Origin of the sequence: Neohoeflea coraliihabitans (assembly GCF_019334345.1) — a bacterium.
GTDB lineage: Bacteria > Pseudomonadota > Alphaproteobacteria > Rhizobiales > Rhizobiaceae > Pseudohoeflea > Pseudohoeflea coraliihabitans.
Map to the genome: position 1 here is coordinate 1,059,095 of NZ_JAHWQX010000001.1, position 15,292 is coordinate 1,074,386.

The following is a 15,292-nucleotide window of genomic DNA, read 5'->3' on the forward strand; positions in this document are numbered from 1 at the left end:
ATCCTAGGCTCCGAGCGCTGCGATCTCGGCCAGCAGGCCGGCATCTGCGGCAATCCCGTCACGCATCATCGCAGCCTTCAGCGCCTGACGCCGGCGGCCCGGCAAACGCGCCCCCGGCATTGCCTCGATCAGCTCTGCGAACGCCGCGCAGCGCCGCTGGGCATCGCCCCCGAAAGACTCGGGGTCGATCGCGATCAGCAACTGCCCGGTGCCGGGAGGCGCGCCTTCAGCATTCAGGAACGAGCTTGCCTCCGACGCGAAATTCGCTCCGGTCAGGCCGGCGCACAGCATCTCCACCATCAAGGCCAGCGCCGTCCCCTTGGCATCGCCCATCGGCACCATCGTTCCCCCCAGCGCCGCCTCGGGGTCGGTGGTCGGACAACCGGCTTTGTCGAGCGCCCAGCCCTCCGGAATAGCCGTTCCCTTCTGCCGTGCCGCCATGATCTTGCCGCGCGCCACCTTGGAAAGGGAGATATCGACCACCGCCGGGCCGCCCTCGCCGCCAGGGGCCGCAAAAGCGATCGGGTTGGTCCCAAACAATGGCTTGTCTCCACCCCACGGCGCGATGGCCGGCGGCGAGTTGGCGAACATCAGCGCCATCAGCCCCTTTTCCGCGAGACGCTCGACAACCACCCCCGCGACGCCGCAATGGTGCGAGCGGCGAATGCCGGCCATGGCGATGCCCTGCTTTCGTGCCAAAGTCGGAAGCCGCTCGACAGCCAGATCAAGCGCCGGAAACGCGAAACCGTGCGCCGCGTCGATCGCGAGCGCCCCCGGACGCCGTGCCTCAACGCTTGCCACCGCCTGTCCATCGATCTTACCGGACAGCAGCTGAGCGCAATAGGACGGCACACGCCGCAGGCCGTGACCCGCCTGCCCGGCAAGCTCCGCTGCGATCAGTGCACGTGCCACTGAGGCGGCGGTCTCGGCCCGCGCTCCGCAACGCATCAGTGTCTCCCGCGCCAACGTTTCGGCTTCGCTTACGCTAAGCACCGTCATGGCTGCGCCCCTTTCAGGTGGCGCGTCACCGTTTCGGCGATCAACTGGCTGACGCGCACATTGGATTCCGTGGTCACCCCGGCAATATGCGGTGTCAGAATAAGGTTCGGAAGCCCCGCGAAACGCGTTGCCGCTTCGCCTGTGAGCGGTTCTGTTTCGAAAACATCGAGCGCCGCCCCACCGATCCGGCCCTCACGCAAAGCATTGGCCAACGCCGCCTCATCGACCACGCCGCCGCGCGCCGCGTTGATCAGAACGGCGTCCGGCTTCATTTGTGCGAGCGCGTTTGCATCGATGAGATGCCGCGTCCCGGAGGTCAGGGGGGTGTGCAGGCTGATCACGTCCGCCTCCCCGAGCAGAGCATCGAGAGATCGCGATCCGGCCATGACCCAGGCCGGATCGTCAGCCGCCACGAACGGATCATGGGCGATCACATGCATGCCGAGGGCGCTGGCGCGGCGTGCCACCTGCCGGGCGATCGAGCCGAAGCCGATCAGTCCGAGGATCCGCCCGGAGGTTTCCCCGCCGATCAACGCCTGTCGCGGCCAGTCACCGGCCGCCACCGCATGCGTTGACAGATAGGCCCGCCGCACCAGCATCAAGGCGGTTGCTATGACATATTCGGCAACGGCCAGATCATTGGCGCCGGTCGCCGGATAGACCGTCACGCCCCGCGCCTTGCACTCGGGAAGGTCGATATTGTCGAGACCGACCCCCAGCCGACCGACACATTCGAGAGTTGTTCCCGCGTCCAGCAATGACGCGGTAACCTGTGTCCGGTTGCGCACGATCAATGCGCGAGCCCCGCCGAGCGCTTCGGTCAGCGCCTGCGGTCGGTCGACCAGATCCGGCGCATAGTTAACCTCGAAATCCGATCGCAAATGGGCGACCGCCGCCTCGTCCATGAATTCACTGATGATGATATCGGCCACGACAGGTCCTCAAAGAGGGAATCGAAACGCCGTCGAGACAAGGTTCGCCCCGTCGGCGCAACTGCAGCACCTGAGGACTCAGGCGCTGCGATAGAGTTTGGTCATCACGAACTCGCGGTGACCCAGTGCCTCGGCGGCGGTGCTGCGGCCATTTGATGTCCGCACGATCATCTCGATCAGCGCGTCACCGGCTTGGTCAATCGTCATCTCGCGGCGCAAGATGCCCGACACATCGACATCGATGTGTTCGCTCATCGTCCGCACCGTGCGCGGATTGGCGGAAATCTTGATCACCGGGACGATCGGGTTGCCGACCACATTGCCCTGTCCGGTCGGGAACGTATGCACGACATACCCGCCGGCAGCCATCAACGTCACGCATTCGGCAGCAGCCGAAGAAGAATCCATGAAATACAGCCCCGGCCCTGAACGCGGCGCCTCCGCCGGCTCCAGAATGTCGATATAACGCGATGTCCGGCCGATCTTCTCGAGATTGCCGAGCGCCTTTTCCTCGATCGTCGTCAGCCCGCCCTCGATATTGCCCTTGGTCGGCTGGCTCTCCGACAGATCATCCGTCTGATTGGCGAAGATCACGTCCTCCTGATAGGCCTCCCACATCTGGTACCAGCGAGCGCCGACCTCCGGGTTGACGGCACGTTCCTGGCAGATGTGCTCGGCGCCGGTGATCTCCGAGGTCTCGCCAAAACAGCCGTAAATGCCTTCCGGCAGAAGTTTGTCATACATGTTGCCAACGGTCGGACAGGACCCCAGCCCTGTGGTGGTGTCGCTCTCGCCGCATTTGGTTGACACCCACAGTTCGGAAATCGGGCATTCGACCCGCTGCAGTTCCGACGCGTAGTGGACGAAACCCTTGGCGGCGCGCGAGGCATCCATGATGGTTTTCAGATCCCCGTTCTGTTCGATCGAGAAGGCGGCGACCGGCTTGCCGGTTTCCGCAATGCCATCGGCGATCTTGCGGGTCCAGCCGGGCTCGATGCCGATCACGACGACAGCGGCGACATTGGGATTGCTGCCGGTGCCGATCATCGTGCGGAAATGCAGATCGAGGTCGGCCCCGAATTGCAGTCGGCCATAGGCATGCGGCAAGGCCAGCGTGCCCTTGATGTTGTTTGCCACCGCCTCGCATGCGGCGTTCGAGATGTCGTCGACCGGCAGAATGACGACATGGTTGCGAACGCCGACGCGCCCGTTGTCACGCCGGTAGCCCATGAATTTCAGATCTGAAACGTGCAATGCCATTGTATCCTCCCGCCTACCAGCGCTTGGTCTTGAGATTATGGACATGCACATGCGCGCCCTTCGCCACATCGGCGACGAACTTGCCGATGTCCTCACCGTATTTGATTGCCGTGCCGCCCTCTTGGAGATCGTCCAGCGCCACCTTGTGGCCGATCGGCACGTCCTCCTTCACAACCAGTTCGAAGCTTGAATTGTCGGCAGTGACGACACACAGCATCGTCGTTCCGGCCTTCAGGTGCTCGACGACCACGACGCCGACATTGTCGGCGTGATCATGAACCAGCAGATGCGGTGCGCTCACTTTTGTCTCCTCCCGGATCGGATCCGATATATATACTCAAGTCTTATATAAGATATAAGATACAAAAAAGTGGCGATGTCAACGGCGCTGCTCTAGAATCGGTGGCGATCGATGGCAGGAAGGAACAAAGCAAGTGCCCGCATCCGAGGAATCGCTGGATCACAAACCGCTTTACGCCCGCATACGCGACCGGCTGGTGGGGCGCCTCGTCTCCGGCAGTTGGACACCGGGCATGCTGATTCCCAGCGAAATGGAGCTGGCCCGCCAGCTCGGCGTCAGCCAGGGCACTGTCCGCAAGGCACTCGACCTGATGACGGCGGAAAACCTGCTGATTCGCCGCCAGGGGCGCGGCACTTTCGTCGCGGTCCCCGACGAGGGTCGCAAACAATTCCAGTTCTTCCGCCTCGTACCCGACAGCGGCGAACATCTGCTGCCTGAATCGCGCGTCACGCGCCGCGACACCGCCGCCGCCGATGCCGCCGAGGCGGCGGCGCTCGCCATAAGCCGCGCAGCACCGGTCTGCCGCGTTGAACGCCTGCGTTTGCTCGCCGGCAAACCGCTTCTGGTCGAGACACTGTCGGTCCCGAAAGCACGTCTTGATGGCTTCGAGGCGCTCGAGACGATTCCCAACAACATCTACGGGCTGTACGCCGCACGCTGGGGAATCACCATTGCCGGCGCCACGGAAAAACTGAAGGCGATTGCCGCTTCCAAAACCGACGCTGCCCTTCTCGGCTGCGCAACGGGAGAGCCGCTGCTGTGCATCGAGCGCGTCGCTGTCGATCTGGAAAACACACCTGTCGAGTGGCGTGTCTCGCGCTGCCTCACCGGTGAGGCCCACTACCTCGCGGAATTGCGCTGAAGCGGCGTTTCTACGAAGACCGGGCGATCCACACCGTCTTGGCCTGCAGATATTGCTGCATCGCTTCCGTGCCGTTGTCCCGCGCCAGCGAACCGGACCGCTTGTAGCCGCCGAACGGCGTCTTGATGTCGCCCTCCGAGAAGCTGTTGATCGAGATCGTGCCGCACGGCAGCCGCCGGGCGAAATGCAGCGCCCGGTCGATGTCGCGGGTAAAGACGCTGGCATGCAGCCCATAGACACTGTCAGCCGCCATCTCGAGCGCCGCCTCGGCCGTGTCGAACGGAATGACCCCGAGCACTGGACCGAAGATTTCCTCGCGCGCGATTGTCATCTCCTGCGTGACGTCGTCGAACAGCGTCGGCAGCACGAAAAAGCCGTCCGATCCCTCAAGTCCGCCACCGCCGCGCACCAGCCGCGCCCCCTCGCTGACGCCTTTTTCGATATAGGACATCACCCGGTCGCGGTGTTCCGACGAGACCATCGCGCCGATATCGGTCTCCGGATCTAGCGGATCGCCGACCTTCAGGCGGGAAATCCGCGCGCTGACCTTGTCGAGATATTCCGCCTTGCGGCCGGCGGACACGTATTGCCGCATGTTGGCCGAACAATTCTGGCCGCCGTTCCACAGCGCCGCCATCACTGCATTCTCGATCAGCGCCTCATTGATCTCGGCATCATCGAGCACGATGAACGGACTCTTGCCGCCCATTTCCAGACCGACCGGTTTCAGATTGCTGTCGCTGGCATAGCGCAGGAACATTGCGCCGATCTCCGTCGAGCCGGTGAACGACACGACATCGATGTCCGCATGACGGCCGATCGCCTGCCCCGCCGTCTCCCCAAAGCCGGGCACGACGTTCAGCACTCCCGCCGGCACCCCCGCCTCGAGCGCCAGCTGCGCGAGGCGCAACGCGGTCAGCGGTGTCTGTTCGGCCGGCTTGACCACCACGCTGCATCCCGCCGCCAGCGCCGGCGCCACCTTCCAGGCAGCCATCAGCAGCGGAAAGTTCCATGGCAGCACCACGCCGGCGACGCCGATGGGCTCCTGCAGGATCAGGGCCAGCGTCTGCTCATCGGTCGGCGCGATCTTGCCAAACGTCTTGTCGATCAATTCGCCATACCACTGGAAGAAGGCCGGCACCTCGTGACCGATCTCGTTACGGCAATCGGTGATCGTCTTGCCCGAATCAAGGCTCTCCATCGTCGCCAGCGCCTCGGCATCGGCGCGAATGAGTTCGGCCAGTCGGATAAGTACCGCCTTGCGCTCTTCCGGTGCGACCCGTGACCAGCTGCCCTCCTTGAACGCACGCCGCCCGGCCGCGACGGCGGTATCGACATCGGCGGCATCGCAGGCTGCCACCGTGTTGAGGACCGCACCGGTCGCGGGATTGACGTTCTCGAAGACCTTGCCCGACGCCGCCGGCCGAAAACCACCGTCGATGAACGCTTCACCGGGCAACGAGAGATTGGCCGCCATGGCATGCAGATCGGTGGTGCCTTGCTGTGTCGTCACGTCGAATACTCCTTCATTTGCCGGATTGCGGTGAGGGCTGATGCGGCACGCTGAATGGTGCGGCATCAAGAAAACGGTCGACCGCCCTGCGGGTCAGCCGGGCAATGTCGTTGTCGGCGGGCAGGTCGCCGAGGCTTCCGGCCCAGGCCACCGAACCAGTCGACAGCACCGCGCCCCCGGCTGGCGTTTCAAAGAACACCAGATCACAGCGCAACAGCGGTGACAGGCGCCCGACCACCGTCGGCCGGTTGACCAGTACTTCTTCGTTGGCAAGCACATAGCTGTCGTCGAACGCGCTGCACGATGCGATGACCAGCGCGTGCTCCGGCGTTCCGAGACGGGTATCGGCGCGATCGATCTCGATACCGGCCGCACCGCCGCCGATCTGGCCGAAATCCCCAAGCAGCGTTTCCGCCTGCGGCGGGTCGCCATCAAAAAGGAAGCCGACGCGGTCGATTTGGCAATCGCCGGTGAAGCGATAGGGGTGGCAGCGGAAGAACCCTTGCCCCGTATACCCCACCCCGACCAGGTGTTGCGGTGGCCGGCCATTGCGCCGCCATAGCCCGCCATAGGCGCCGTCGAAGGCATGGTAGTATTCGCCCGGCTCCGAGGCCCAGCTGCGGTTGCCGTCTTCGGCACGACGCAATTCGATGGTGCCCGGGTAGTCCGCATGCGTCGAGACACGCCAATAAAACCCGTTGCCGCCGAAATAGATCAGCCGACCGCCCTGGGCGAGAAAACCGGAAAAGGCGTCGTGGCTGTTCGCCGTGTGATATTCCGGATGCGAGCCGGTCAGGACGCAATCATAAGCGCCCAGCGCTCCGCTGCCCTCGGCATCGAGCTGGTCGTCGCAGACGATCTCATACTCCAGCCCTTCGCGGTCGAGCCATGACAGAATGAGCAAATCGGCGGAGAAATTCCACAAGCCGCTGCCGATGCCGCCCTGCCACGCCCGCTGGCTGTGCCGGAAGGTCAGGCAGGGTCGCCGTCGCGAGGCGTAGGAGACACCCGAACCATCCACATGCGTGTCGTAAAGAGACAGGCCGAATTCAGGATGCGCCGCCAGAGCGCAATCGCCTTCGGTCAGAACCAGCATCCGGTTGGCGAGCACCTCCGGATTGGCCCCGTGCAAGAGGCACCGGTCATTGGCATAGGCGAGATAGCTGAAGGTCGGCGCGACGAAGGCCAGCTTGCTGCGGCGGCCGCGCACCTTGGGTGTCACGAAGATCGGCAACACATCTCGGCCGGCATCACCCGCCACTTCGATCAGGTAGAGACCGCTGGCAAGGCTGTCTGGCAGGGCGAGCGTCGTTGCTGCCGGCCAGTTGGCATCGAGCAGGTCGTCCTGATGAAAATGGATGCTGGCATAGTCGCGTGGCGCATGTTTCCAGCTCTGTTCGCCGCCACTCCAGCGTACACCCTTGACCGCCCGCATGGGCAAGTTCACGAGCCGGCCATCACAGCCATGCGGCCCGCAATCCGCAATCACCGCGCTGTCCATCTGCCGGCTGAAATCCCACGCGGCCATGACCCCTTCCGATGGCACCGCACCGTCGAGGAAGGCGTCGAGACGCGCCAGCATTGATCTGGCGTCAGCGCCGTCTTTGCAGAGAAGCGGCGCTTCGAGGCGGCCATTGAAGCTCGGCAGGCTGCTGCACTCGGCGGCCGCCAGCGTCAGTTTCGCCGCTCCCGCAGGGAACCCGGCCGGCAGCGCCATGGCGTAATTTCGCAATTCACCGCCGCGCCGCACGCAAATCTCGAGGCGTTCCGCCTGCGGATTAAAATGCACGGTCAGCGCCTGCCAGGCATTGACAGCCAGCACTTCGGACCACGTCTCTGCCACCGGTGCGCCATCACCCTTGAAGCGGGCGCGAAGCAGACCGCCAGGATGGATCGACAGAGACAGGGCTGCATCGCCAGCCGTCAGGCTGAAAAGCCCGTTGCCTTCCGCCCCGACCGCCGTGGGCCGCACCATCACAGCCAGCGCCAGACCACTATGCGGCTCGTGCTCGAGGGGTAAGTCTGCCTCGAAATACGAACCGATGCGGGTCTGTTGCGGAACCACCTCGAAATGCGCATCCGCTCCGTCGATAGCATCCAATATCAGCTCGAAGCCGGGATTTTGCGGAACATATTGCCGGAACCGGTGCAGCGAAGCGCGCCCCAGGCCCGCCGTCTTTGCGGACAGGTGCAACGAAACGGTTTCGCCGGGGCGATAGCTCCACCGATCCGTATAGCCGATGATGCCGAAATCGGGATCTGCGATCATGCCTGGCGCTCATCAAGGCGCAGGCGAAAGACATGCCGTTCGGCAGCCCTGAGATCGTCAAAGTAATGATCGAGCCGCTCGACAGGCTGGCCGCGCCCGCCAAGCCGCGCCAACTGCCATTTCCGCCCCGGCTCGACTTCGATCAGCACAAGCTTGCCAGCCGCCGGCTGGTCCCGCAGCGCAAACAGAAGGCGCTGCAGCTCCGGACCATGGTCGGCGAAGGGATCGGCGAGAAACGCAGCCTCGATGTCGGTGTCAGTCTCGGGCACGGCCGTCCTCGCCTAGTGATCGATCTTGGCGCGGTGCACGCGCTCGAAATGCTCGTGGTAGAGGTGCGGCGCGATCTGCACGTCGATCAGCGCCGGAACACCCCGGGTGTTGGCCGCCAGCGCCTCCTCGAGAGCCGCATCGATCTTGGCCGGATCCTCGACCTTGATGCCAACACAGGCCTGGGCCCGGGCAATCGCCGCGAAATCGCTGTTGACCTCGAAACCGGTGGCAACGAACGGTTTCTGTCCGAGCACCTGGTTGTACTGCACCCAGCCGAAGGCCTGGTTGTTCAGCACGATCCAGGTGATGCCGCAGCGCCGCTCGGCGGCGGTTGCCAGCTCGACCACCGACATCTGCATGGCGCCGTCGCCTGCAAAGCAGACGATCTTCTTCTCCGGCCGGGCAATCTTCGCCCCGATCGCCCCGATCGCCCCCATGCTCATGGCTGTCTGTTCGGCCATCGGCACGCAGTCGTCGACATCAAGCACCTTGTAATGCGGCCAGTAGTAGCACCACAGATCGGCGCCGCCATTCTCTTTCATCAAGATGGTGTCCTTGCCGAATATGCGATTGACCGCGTCGAGTACTTTCGGCACCCGGATCGGTGTCCCGTCGTCGGCCGCCGCAGCTTCGAGCTTCGGCTGGTAGTCGGCTTTCAGGCGCGCCATTGCATTGATGCGCTCGTCACGCGCCTCAGCATCAACCGCCGGCAAAGCCGCTGCCAAATCATTCAGGGCCAGGGTGGCATCGCCGATAAGGGCGATGTCCGGACGCTTGTTCATGCCGATGGTTTCCGGATCGATGTCGAGCTGGATGAATGTTGCCTGCTCCGGCCAGAATTGCCAGCTGTTGGTGGAAAATGCTTCCAGCCTGGTGCCCACAGAGAGAACGAGATCGGCTTCGTCGAACCAGCTCTTGCCCGGCTGCGAGAAATACAATCCCGTCTGCCCCATCGCCAGCGGACCGTCTTCCGGATAGATGCCGCGCCCCCCCGGCGTCGTCATGACCGCCATCCCGACCTTGTCGGCCAGCGCCTGCACGGCGCCTGCTGCACCTGAGAATACGGCCCCCGAACCGCACCAGATCAATGGCCGCTTCGCCGCGGCAAGCGCCTTCGCAGCTGCCTCGATCGAAGCTTTGTCGGGCCGCGCCAGATGCCGTCTGAAACCGGCGCGGTAGTCCGGCATGTCGATCTCGGCGTCAGCGAGATCAGAAGGAATCTCGATGAACACGCCGCCCGGCCGGCCGTTCATGGCAATGGCGAAGGCGCGCTCCATGACCCAGGGTATCTTCTTCGCATCGGTGACGCGCACCGCCCATTTCGTCACCGGCCGCATCAGCGATACCGCGTCCAGCTCCTGAAACGCACCCATCCCGTCATGCGATTCGACCACGCCATTGACGATGGCGATCACCGGCAGCGACCCCGAGGTCGCCTCGAGCATGCCAGTCACCAGCGTGGTGATTCCCGGCCCGGGATTGGAAAAAACGATCCCCGGCTGGCGCCTCAGCCGCGCATAGGAATAGGCGCAGGAAACGGCGGACTTCTCGTCGCGCACGAGCACGAAATCGATGTCGGTGTGCTCATCGAGATCATAGACCAGGTGCTTGGGGTTTCCCGGAAGCCCGAAGACATGCCCCACACCTTCCGCTTTCAGCGCCTCTGCCACCGCCCGCCATACCGTCTTCTTGCTCATTCCCGTGTCCTCTCCATAGCTTCGGCGGCGGCCGTGGCCGGCCCGTGTTTCTTCGGCATCTGCCCGCGTCCCGGAATCGAATCGATGAGCAGCCGCGTGTACTCGTGTTGCGGGTCAAACAGCACCTGGGCGGAGGTCCCGGCCTCGACGACCTCGCCCTTGCGCATGACGATCACGCGGTCGCAGATCTGTGCTGCCACGCGCAGGTCGTGGGTGATGAACAGCAAGCCGATACCCAGCCGCTTCTGGATGTCGGCGAAAAGATCGAGAACCCGCGCCTGGATCGACACGTCGAGTGCCGAGACCGGTTCGTCGGCAACGATGACATCCGGTTCCAGCGCCAGGGCGCGGGCAATGCCGATGCGCTGCCGCTGTCCTCCCGAAAAGGCATTCGGATAGCGGTCCGCCGCCGACGGATCGAGCGCCACGAGGTCAAGCAGTTCCTCGACCCGTCGTCGCGCCTCCCGGCGGCCGACACCGTGGGCGCGCAACCCCTGTGCGACGATCTCGAAGACCGTGCGGCGCGGATTGAGCGAGGCGAAGGGATCCTGAAAAACCATCTGCACACGCTTGCGCAGCGGCGCCAGCTGGCGTGTGTCGAGATCGAGCAGATTGGCATCCACGCCGTCGAGCCGCACATCGCCTTCATCCGCGGTCAACAGCCGCACGACGATGCGCGCGAAGGTCGACTTTCCAGATCCGGATTCGCCGACGACCCCGACCGTTTCGCCGCGTCCGAGCTGCAGGCTGACATTCTGGACCGCATGCACCTCGCGCCCCGGGGTAAACCAGCCGCTGCGCGTCCTGTAGGTCTTGCTGACATTTGCCGCCGACAAGAGCGGCGCCGGTTCTGCGTCCGCCGCCGGGCGCGGCGAAAGGTCGGGCACCGCCGCCAGCAACGTCTGTGTGTAAGGATGCTGTGGGTCGTGCAGCACATCCTTGACCGCCCCGCGCTCGACAATGCGGCCCTCCTGCATCACTGCCACTTCATCACCGATCTCGGCAACCACGCCAAAATCGTGGGTGATCAGCATGATCGACATCTGCCGCTCGTGCTGAGCGGTCTTGAGCAGGTTCAGGATCTGCTTTTGTGTCGTCACGTCGAGCGCCGTCGTCGGTTCGTCGGCGATCAGCAGCGCCGGATCGAGCGCCAGCGCCATGGCAATCATCACCCTCTGGCGCTGCCCGCCGGACAGGCGGAACGGATAGGCATGCCGCAGCAGCTCCGGCTCGGGCAGCCCCATGGAGTCAAGAAGTGCGACGATGCGATCATCGTAAGGACCGGGAATATTGTGGAAGCGGAAAACCTCCTCGATCTGCTTGCCGACCTTCATCACCGGGTTGAGCGCTGCCATCGGCTCCTGAAACACCATGCCGATGCGGCTGCCGCGAATGCCGCGATGCACCGAGGGCGCGATGTCGGCGAGGTTGTGACCATCGAAATGAATGGCGCCCTCGACCTTAAGGGGTTTGGGCACCAGACCCATGATGGCATGCGCCGTCATTGACTTTCCGGACCCCGATTCCCCCACGATGCAAAGGATTTTGCCCGGCTTGACCGACAGATCGATGCCATCGACCGCCATCACCCGGTCGCTGCCCAGGGGCAGACTGATCCTCAGCCCCTCGATCGACACGAGTGGCGTGCTGGTTGTGTCCTGTCCCATCACTGCACCCCGACCCGTCGTCCTTTCAGGTGCGGATTGAGCGCATCGTTCAAGCCCTCACCCACCAGATTGATTGCAAGTACGGTCAGGACGATCGCCAGGCCCGGGAAGACCGATAGCCACCAGGCGTGGCGGAACACCGTGCGCGCCGCGCCGATCATGTACCCCCAGGAGATCCGGTTCGGATCGCCCAGCCCGAGGAAGCTCAGCGCCGATTCCGTCAGGATCGCCGTGGCAACGGTCAAGGATCCCATGACGATCAGAGGCGACACCGCGTTGGGAAGCACCTCGCGCAGGATGATGCGCGGCCGCGATACCCCCGAGAGCACCGCTGCCTCGACGAATTCGCGCGAGCGCAGCGTCATGAATTCGGCCCGTGCCAACCGCGCGATCGGCGGCCAGGTCACAACGGCGATCGCCACGACGATCGAGGTCAGGCCGGGGGTCAGGATGGCGACCAGCAGGATGGCGAAGATGAAGCTCGGGATCGTCTGGAAGAACTCGGTGATGCGCACGAGGACATCATCGACCCAGCCGCCGAAGAAGCCGGCGATGGCGCCCATCGTCACGCCGATCAGCGCCGCCACCACCGCCGAGAGAATGCCGATCCACAGCGAGATCCGTGCCCCGTGCAGGATGCCGGCCAGGACGTCGCGTCCAAGCATGTCGGTGCCCAGCGCAAACTCCCCGCCCGGCGGCTGCAGCGGCCGCCCCAAACTGCGCCAGGGATCGACCGGGCTCAGGAGCGGCGCCGTGATCGCCACTAGGATGATCACCGTCAGCACCACCAGACCGACAAGGGCGCCGCGGTTCTCGCAGAAACGCTGAAAGAAATCCCTCATCACGCGCTCCCGATCCGCGGGTCCGCCAGGCGCACCAGAATGTCGGTAATCATGTTGAAGAAGACCACCATCAAAGCCGACAGCAGGAAGACGCCAAGCAGCAGATTGTAGTCCCGCTGGAACAGCGCATCGAAGGCCAGGCGGCCGATCCCCGGCCACGCAAAGACGGTCTCGACGACGACGGCGCCGCCGACCAGGTGACCGGCCTGCAAACCGGCGAAGGTGATGATCGGCAAAAGGGCAGTGCGCAGCACGTGCGCCGTCGCCACCCGCCATTCCGGCAGGCCCTTGGCGCGCGCCGTTTTGACATAGTCGAGGCTCGAGGTCTCGAGCATCGAGGCACGGGTCAGCCGCACATAGACGGCGATGTAGAATAGCCCGAGCGTCAAGGCCGGCAGGATCAGGTGCCTGAGCACGTCGAGCGTCTGGTTCCAGGCGCCCGAGACCGGGATCATGCTTTGCATGCCGAAGGGTGGCAACCATCCCAGTTGCACCGAAAAGACGAGGATCAGCAGAAGGCCGACCCAGAAGATGGGAGTTGCGTAGAAGAACAGGGCCACCACCATCAGAAGACTGTCGAAAATGGTCCGCGGTCGCGTCGCCGCAAGCGCTCCGAGCAAGGGCCCGAGCAAAAGCGCGAACAGATAGGCGGATCCGGTGAGGAGAAGGGTCGCGGGCAGCCGCTCAAACAGCATGTCCACGACCGGTCGCTGGGCCCGGTAGCTTTGTCCGAGGTCGAGGGTCAGCACGTTGCCGACATAGGCCGCAAGCTGGATCGGAAGCGGCCGGTCAAGGCCGAAATCCGATCGCACTTGCTCAAGGAACTGCTCATCGGCTGCTCCCGCCTCGCCCGCCAGAACAATGGCCGGGTCGCCGGGCGCCATTCTGATCAGGAAGAAGTTGAGGATGGTGATGGCCAGGACGACCGCCAGGGCCTTCACCATCCATCCTGCGATGTAGCTCAGATGGCGCATCGGAAAGTCTATTCCTTTTCGAAATAGGCTTCGGCGAAGTTGTCGTTCGGGCCAAGCCCGTTCCGCACCACATTCTTCAGGTTGGAAGCGTGCACCGTCGGCCACTCGAGCTCGACCAGCCAGGCCAGCGCCACTTCGTCGGCGATGATCTTCTGCACCTCGTGGTACATCTGCATGCGCTTGTCCGAGTCAGGCTCGGAGGCCGCCTCGGCAAACAGCCGGTCGACTTCCGGATTGGAATAGCCCGACGTGTTGGTAAACAGCACACCCTTCTTCTGATTTTCGGTGATGTAGCTGCGGGCCACGCCAAGCGCCGGATCCGACAGGGTGGTCAGGTAGGTGGTCGACATGTCGACATCCCAGTTCGAGATGCGGCTGCCCCAGCCGGCGACGTCGGAGGCTTCGAGCGTCACTTCCACGCCGACTTCGCCAAGCGCCTGCTTGATGTATTGCGACAGACGGTCCCACATTTCGCCATAGGGCAGGCCAAGCAGCTTGATCTCGGCGCGCGTTCCGCCATCCTCGGCCGTCAATCCCATTTCGTCGAGCAGCGCCTTGGCCTTTTCCGGGTCATGCGGATAGGTCGGCACGTCGGCGGTGTAGAACGGCGACGAGGAGTGAATCGGTCCGGTCGGGATCTTCGCCCAGCCGAAGAAGATGTTGTCGCGAATGAACTCGTGATCGAGAGCGAACATCACCGCCTTGCGGAAGCGCACATCGTCGAAGGGCTCGCGCCGGACATTCATTTCCAGCCACGAGATCGGCGCGCCCCATTCCCAGCCCTTTGTCGTCACTTCGAGATTGGGCATGGCCTCGAGCCGCGCCAGATCGACAAGCTCGATGTCATTCTGCGTTGCCAGTTGCACCTGGCCCGATTCGAGCGCCAGGGCGCGCGAAGCACTGTCGGGGATGAAGCGGTAGTAGATCTCGTCAAGATAGGGACGATTATCCAGATAGTAGTCGTCGTTGCGGACGAGATGGATGTACTCACCGCTCTTCCATTCGGAGAACTTGAACGGCCCGGTGCCAATCGGCTCGCGGTTGGCCGGATTGTCGCGGATGTCCTTGCCCTTGTAGATATGCGCCGGCATCATCGGCGCCGCGATCGTGTCGAACGAGCGGATCATCGGCCCGTACGGCTCTTCCAGTGTCAGGACGACCGTGTAGTCGTCGGGCGCCGTGATCTCGGCACGAGCGAAGGTCGGCCGCGAGCGCGCATGCACTTCCGGAATGAATTCGGTGAGCGTGTAGACGACGTCCTCGGACGTGAATGCCTCGCCATCATGCCACTTGACGTTTTCACGCAGCTTGAACGTGTAGGTCAGGCCGTCGTCGCTGACCTCCCAGCTTTCAGCCAGCATCGGCTGCGGGCTGAGATTGAAATCATAGGCCAGCAGCCCCTCGAACATCTTAGTCGAGGGAAGCAGGGTCGGCGCGTTGAGATTGACGCCGATGATGATGCCCGGCGGCTCCGGCCATAGCGTCGAATTGAGCGTCCCGCCCTGCATCGGTTCGGCCTGCGCCGGACTGGCCCCTATGCCGAGCGGACCCGGCGCATTGACCGCCAACACCCCGGCCAGGGCGAATGCGGTGGCAGCAATTGCACGTCTTATATGCATGATGTTCCCTCCATCGGTTCGTATCCGCCGAGTTTCCGAAAGAAAGTGCGCTTGTGGAAGAGCCATTTTTTGCTAATTTAATGGAGC

The 15,292-nt window shown here is 63.6% G+C and carries 13 protein-coding genes; 1 reads left to right on the plus strand and 12 read right to left on the minus strand.

Translation table 11 applies throughout. From position 1 onward, the window contains the following. Positions 1–3 precede the first annotated feature (3 nt). The 4 genes from KY465_RS05025 to KY465_RS05040 all read right to left on the minus strand — a co-directional run bounded on the left by KY465_RS05025 (position 4) and on the right by KY465_RS05040 (position 3,492). On the minus strand, positions 4–999 hold the full coding sequence (locus KY465_RS05025) for an Ldh family oxidoreductase (RefSeq protein WP_219200399.1): 996 nt from the start codon (positions 997–999) through the stop codon (positions 4–6). Next, positions 996–1,931, minus strand: coding sequence for a hydroxyacid dehydrogenase (locus KY465_RS05030; RefSeq protein ID WP_219200401.1), 936 nt, complete (start codon positions 1,929–1,931; stop codon positions 996–998). Before KY465_RS05030 ends, KY465_RS05025 begins: the two co-directional genes overlap by 4 nt. Before the next feature lie 78 nt (positions 1,932–2,009). Beyond that, on the minus strand, positions 2,010–3,191 hold the full coding sequence (locus KY465_RS05035) for a UxaA family hydrolase (RefSeq protein ID WP_219200402.1): 1,182 nt from the start codon (positions 3,189–3,191) through the stop codon (positions 2,010–2,012). Between the two features lie 13 nt (positions 3,192–3,204). Continuing rightward, positions 3,205–3,492 carry a UxaA family hydrolase gene (locus KY465_RS05040; RefSeq protein ID WP_219200404.1) on the minus strand — a complete coding sequence of 96 codons (288 nt, stop codon included), beginning with the start codon at positions 3,490–3,492 and terminating at the stop codon, positions 3,205–3,207. Between the two features lie 133 nt (positions 3,493–3,625). Here KY465_RS05040 and KY465_RS05045 point away from each other — a divergent pair, with 133 nt between their 5' ends. Further along, complete coding sequence (locus KY465_RS05045) at positions 3,626–4,354, plus strand: GntR family transcriptional regulator (RefSeq protein ID WP_346432591.1); 729 nt, start codon at positions 3,626–3,628, stop codon at positions 4,352–4,354. 10 nt (positions 4,355–4,364) lie between these two features. Here KY465_RS05045 and KY465_RS05050 read toward each other — a convergent pair whose 3' ends face one another. The 8 genes from KY465_RS05050 to KY465_RS05085 are packed head-to-tail and all read right to left on the minus strand — an operon-like array spanning position 4,365 to position 15,205. Then, positions 4,365–5,867 carry an aldehyde dehydrogenase gene (locus tag KY465_RS05050; RefSeq protein ID WP_346432592.1) on the minus strand — a complete coding sequence of 501 codons (1,503 nt, stop codon included), beginning with the start codon at positions 5,865–5,867 and terminating at the stop codon, positions 4,365–4,367. Between the two features lie 13 nt (positions 5,868–5,880). Beyond that, entirely contained in the window at positions 5,881–8,136 is a 2,256-nt protein-coding gene (locus KY465_RS05055) for a N,N-dimethylformamidase beta subunit family domain-containing protein (RefSeq protein ID WP_219200407.1), read from the minus strand. Next, a complete protein-coding gene (locus tag KY465_RS05060; RefSeq protein ID WP_219200409.1) occupies positions 8,133–8,405 on the minus strand; it encodes a N,N-dimethylformamidase alpha subunit family protein in 273 nt (90 codons plus the stop codon). Before KY465_RS05060 ends, KY465_RS05055 begins: the two co-directional genes overlap by 4 nt. 12 nt (positions 8,406–8,417) lie before the next feature. Next, a complete protein-coding gene (locus tag KY465_RS05065; RefSeq protein WP_219200410.1) occupies positions 8,418–10,103 on the minus strand; it encodes a thiamine pyrophosphate-binding protein in 1,686 nt (561 codons plus the stop codon). Further along, complete coding sequence (locus tag KY465_RS05070; RefSeq protein WP_219200411.1) at positions 10,100–11,770, minus strand: ABC transporter ATP-binding protein; 1,671 nt, start codon at positions 11,768–11,770, stop codon at positions 10,100–10,102. The genes KY465_RS05065 and KY465_RS05070 overlap by 4 nt, the downstream gene beginning before the upstream one ends. Continuing rightward, positions 11,770–12,612, minus strand: coding sequence for an ABC transporter permease (locus tag KY465_RS05075; RefSeq protein WP_219200412.1), 843 nt, complete (start codon positions 12,610–12,612; stop codon positions 11,770–11,772). Before KY465_RS05075 ends, KY465_RS05070 begins: the two co-directional genes overlap by 1 nt. Continuing rightward, on the minus strand, positions 12,612–13,586 hold the full coding sequence (locus tag KY465_RS05080; RefSeq protein WP_219200413.1) for an ABC transporter permease: 975 nt from the start codon (positions 13,584–13,586) through the stop codon (positions 12,612–12,614). The genes KY465_RS05075 and KY465_RS05080 overlap by 1 nt, the downstream gene beginning before the upstream one ends. Positions 13,587–13,594: 8 nt before the next feature. After that, on the minus strand, positions 13,595–15,205 hold the full coding sequence (locus tag KY465_RS05085; protein WP_219200414.1) for an ABC transporter substrate-binding protein: 1,611 nt from the start codon (positions 15,203–15,205) through the stop codon (positions 13,595–13,597). Between the last annotated feature and the right edge of the window lie 87 nt (positions 15,206–15,292).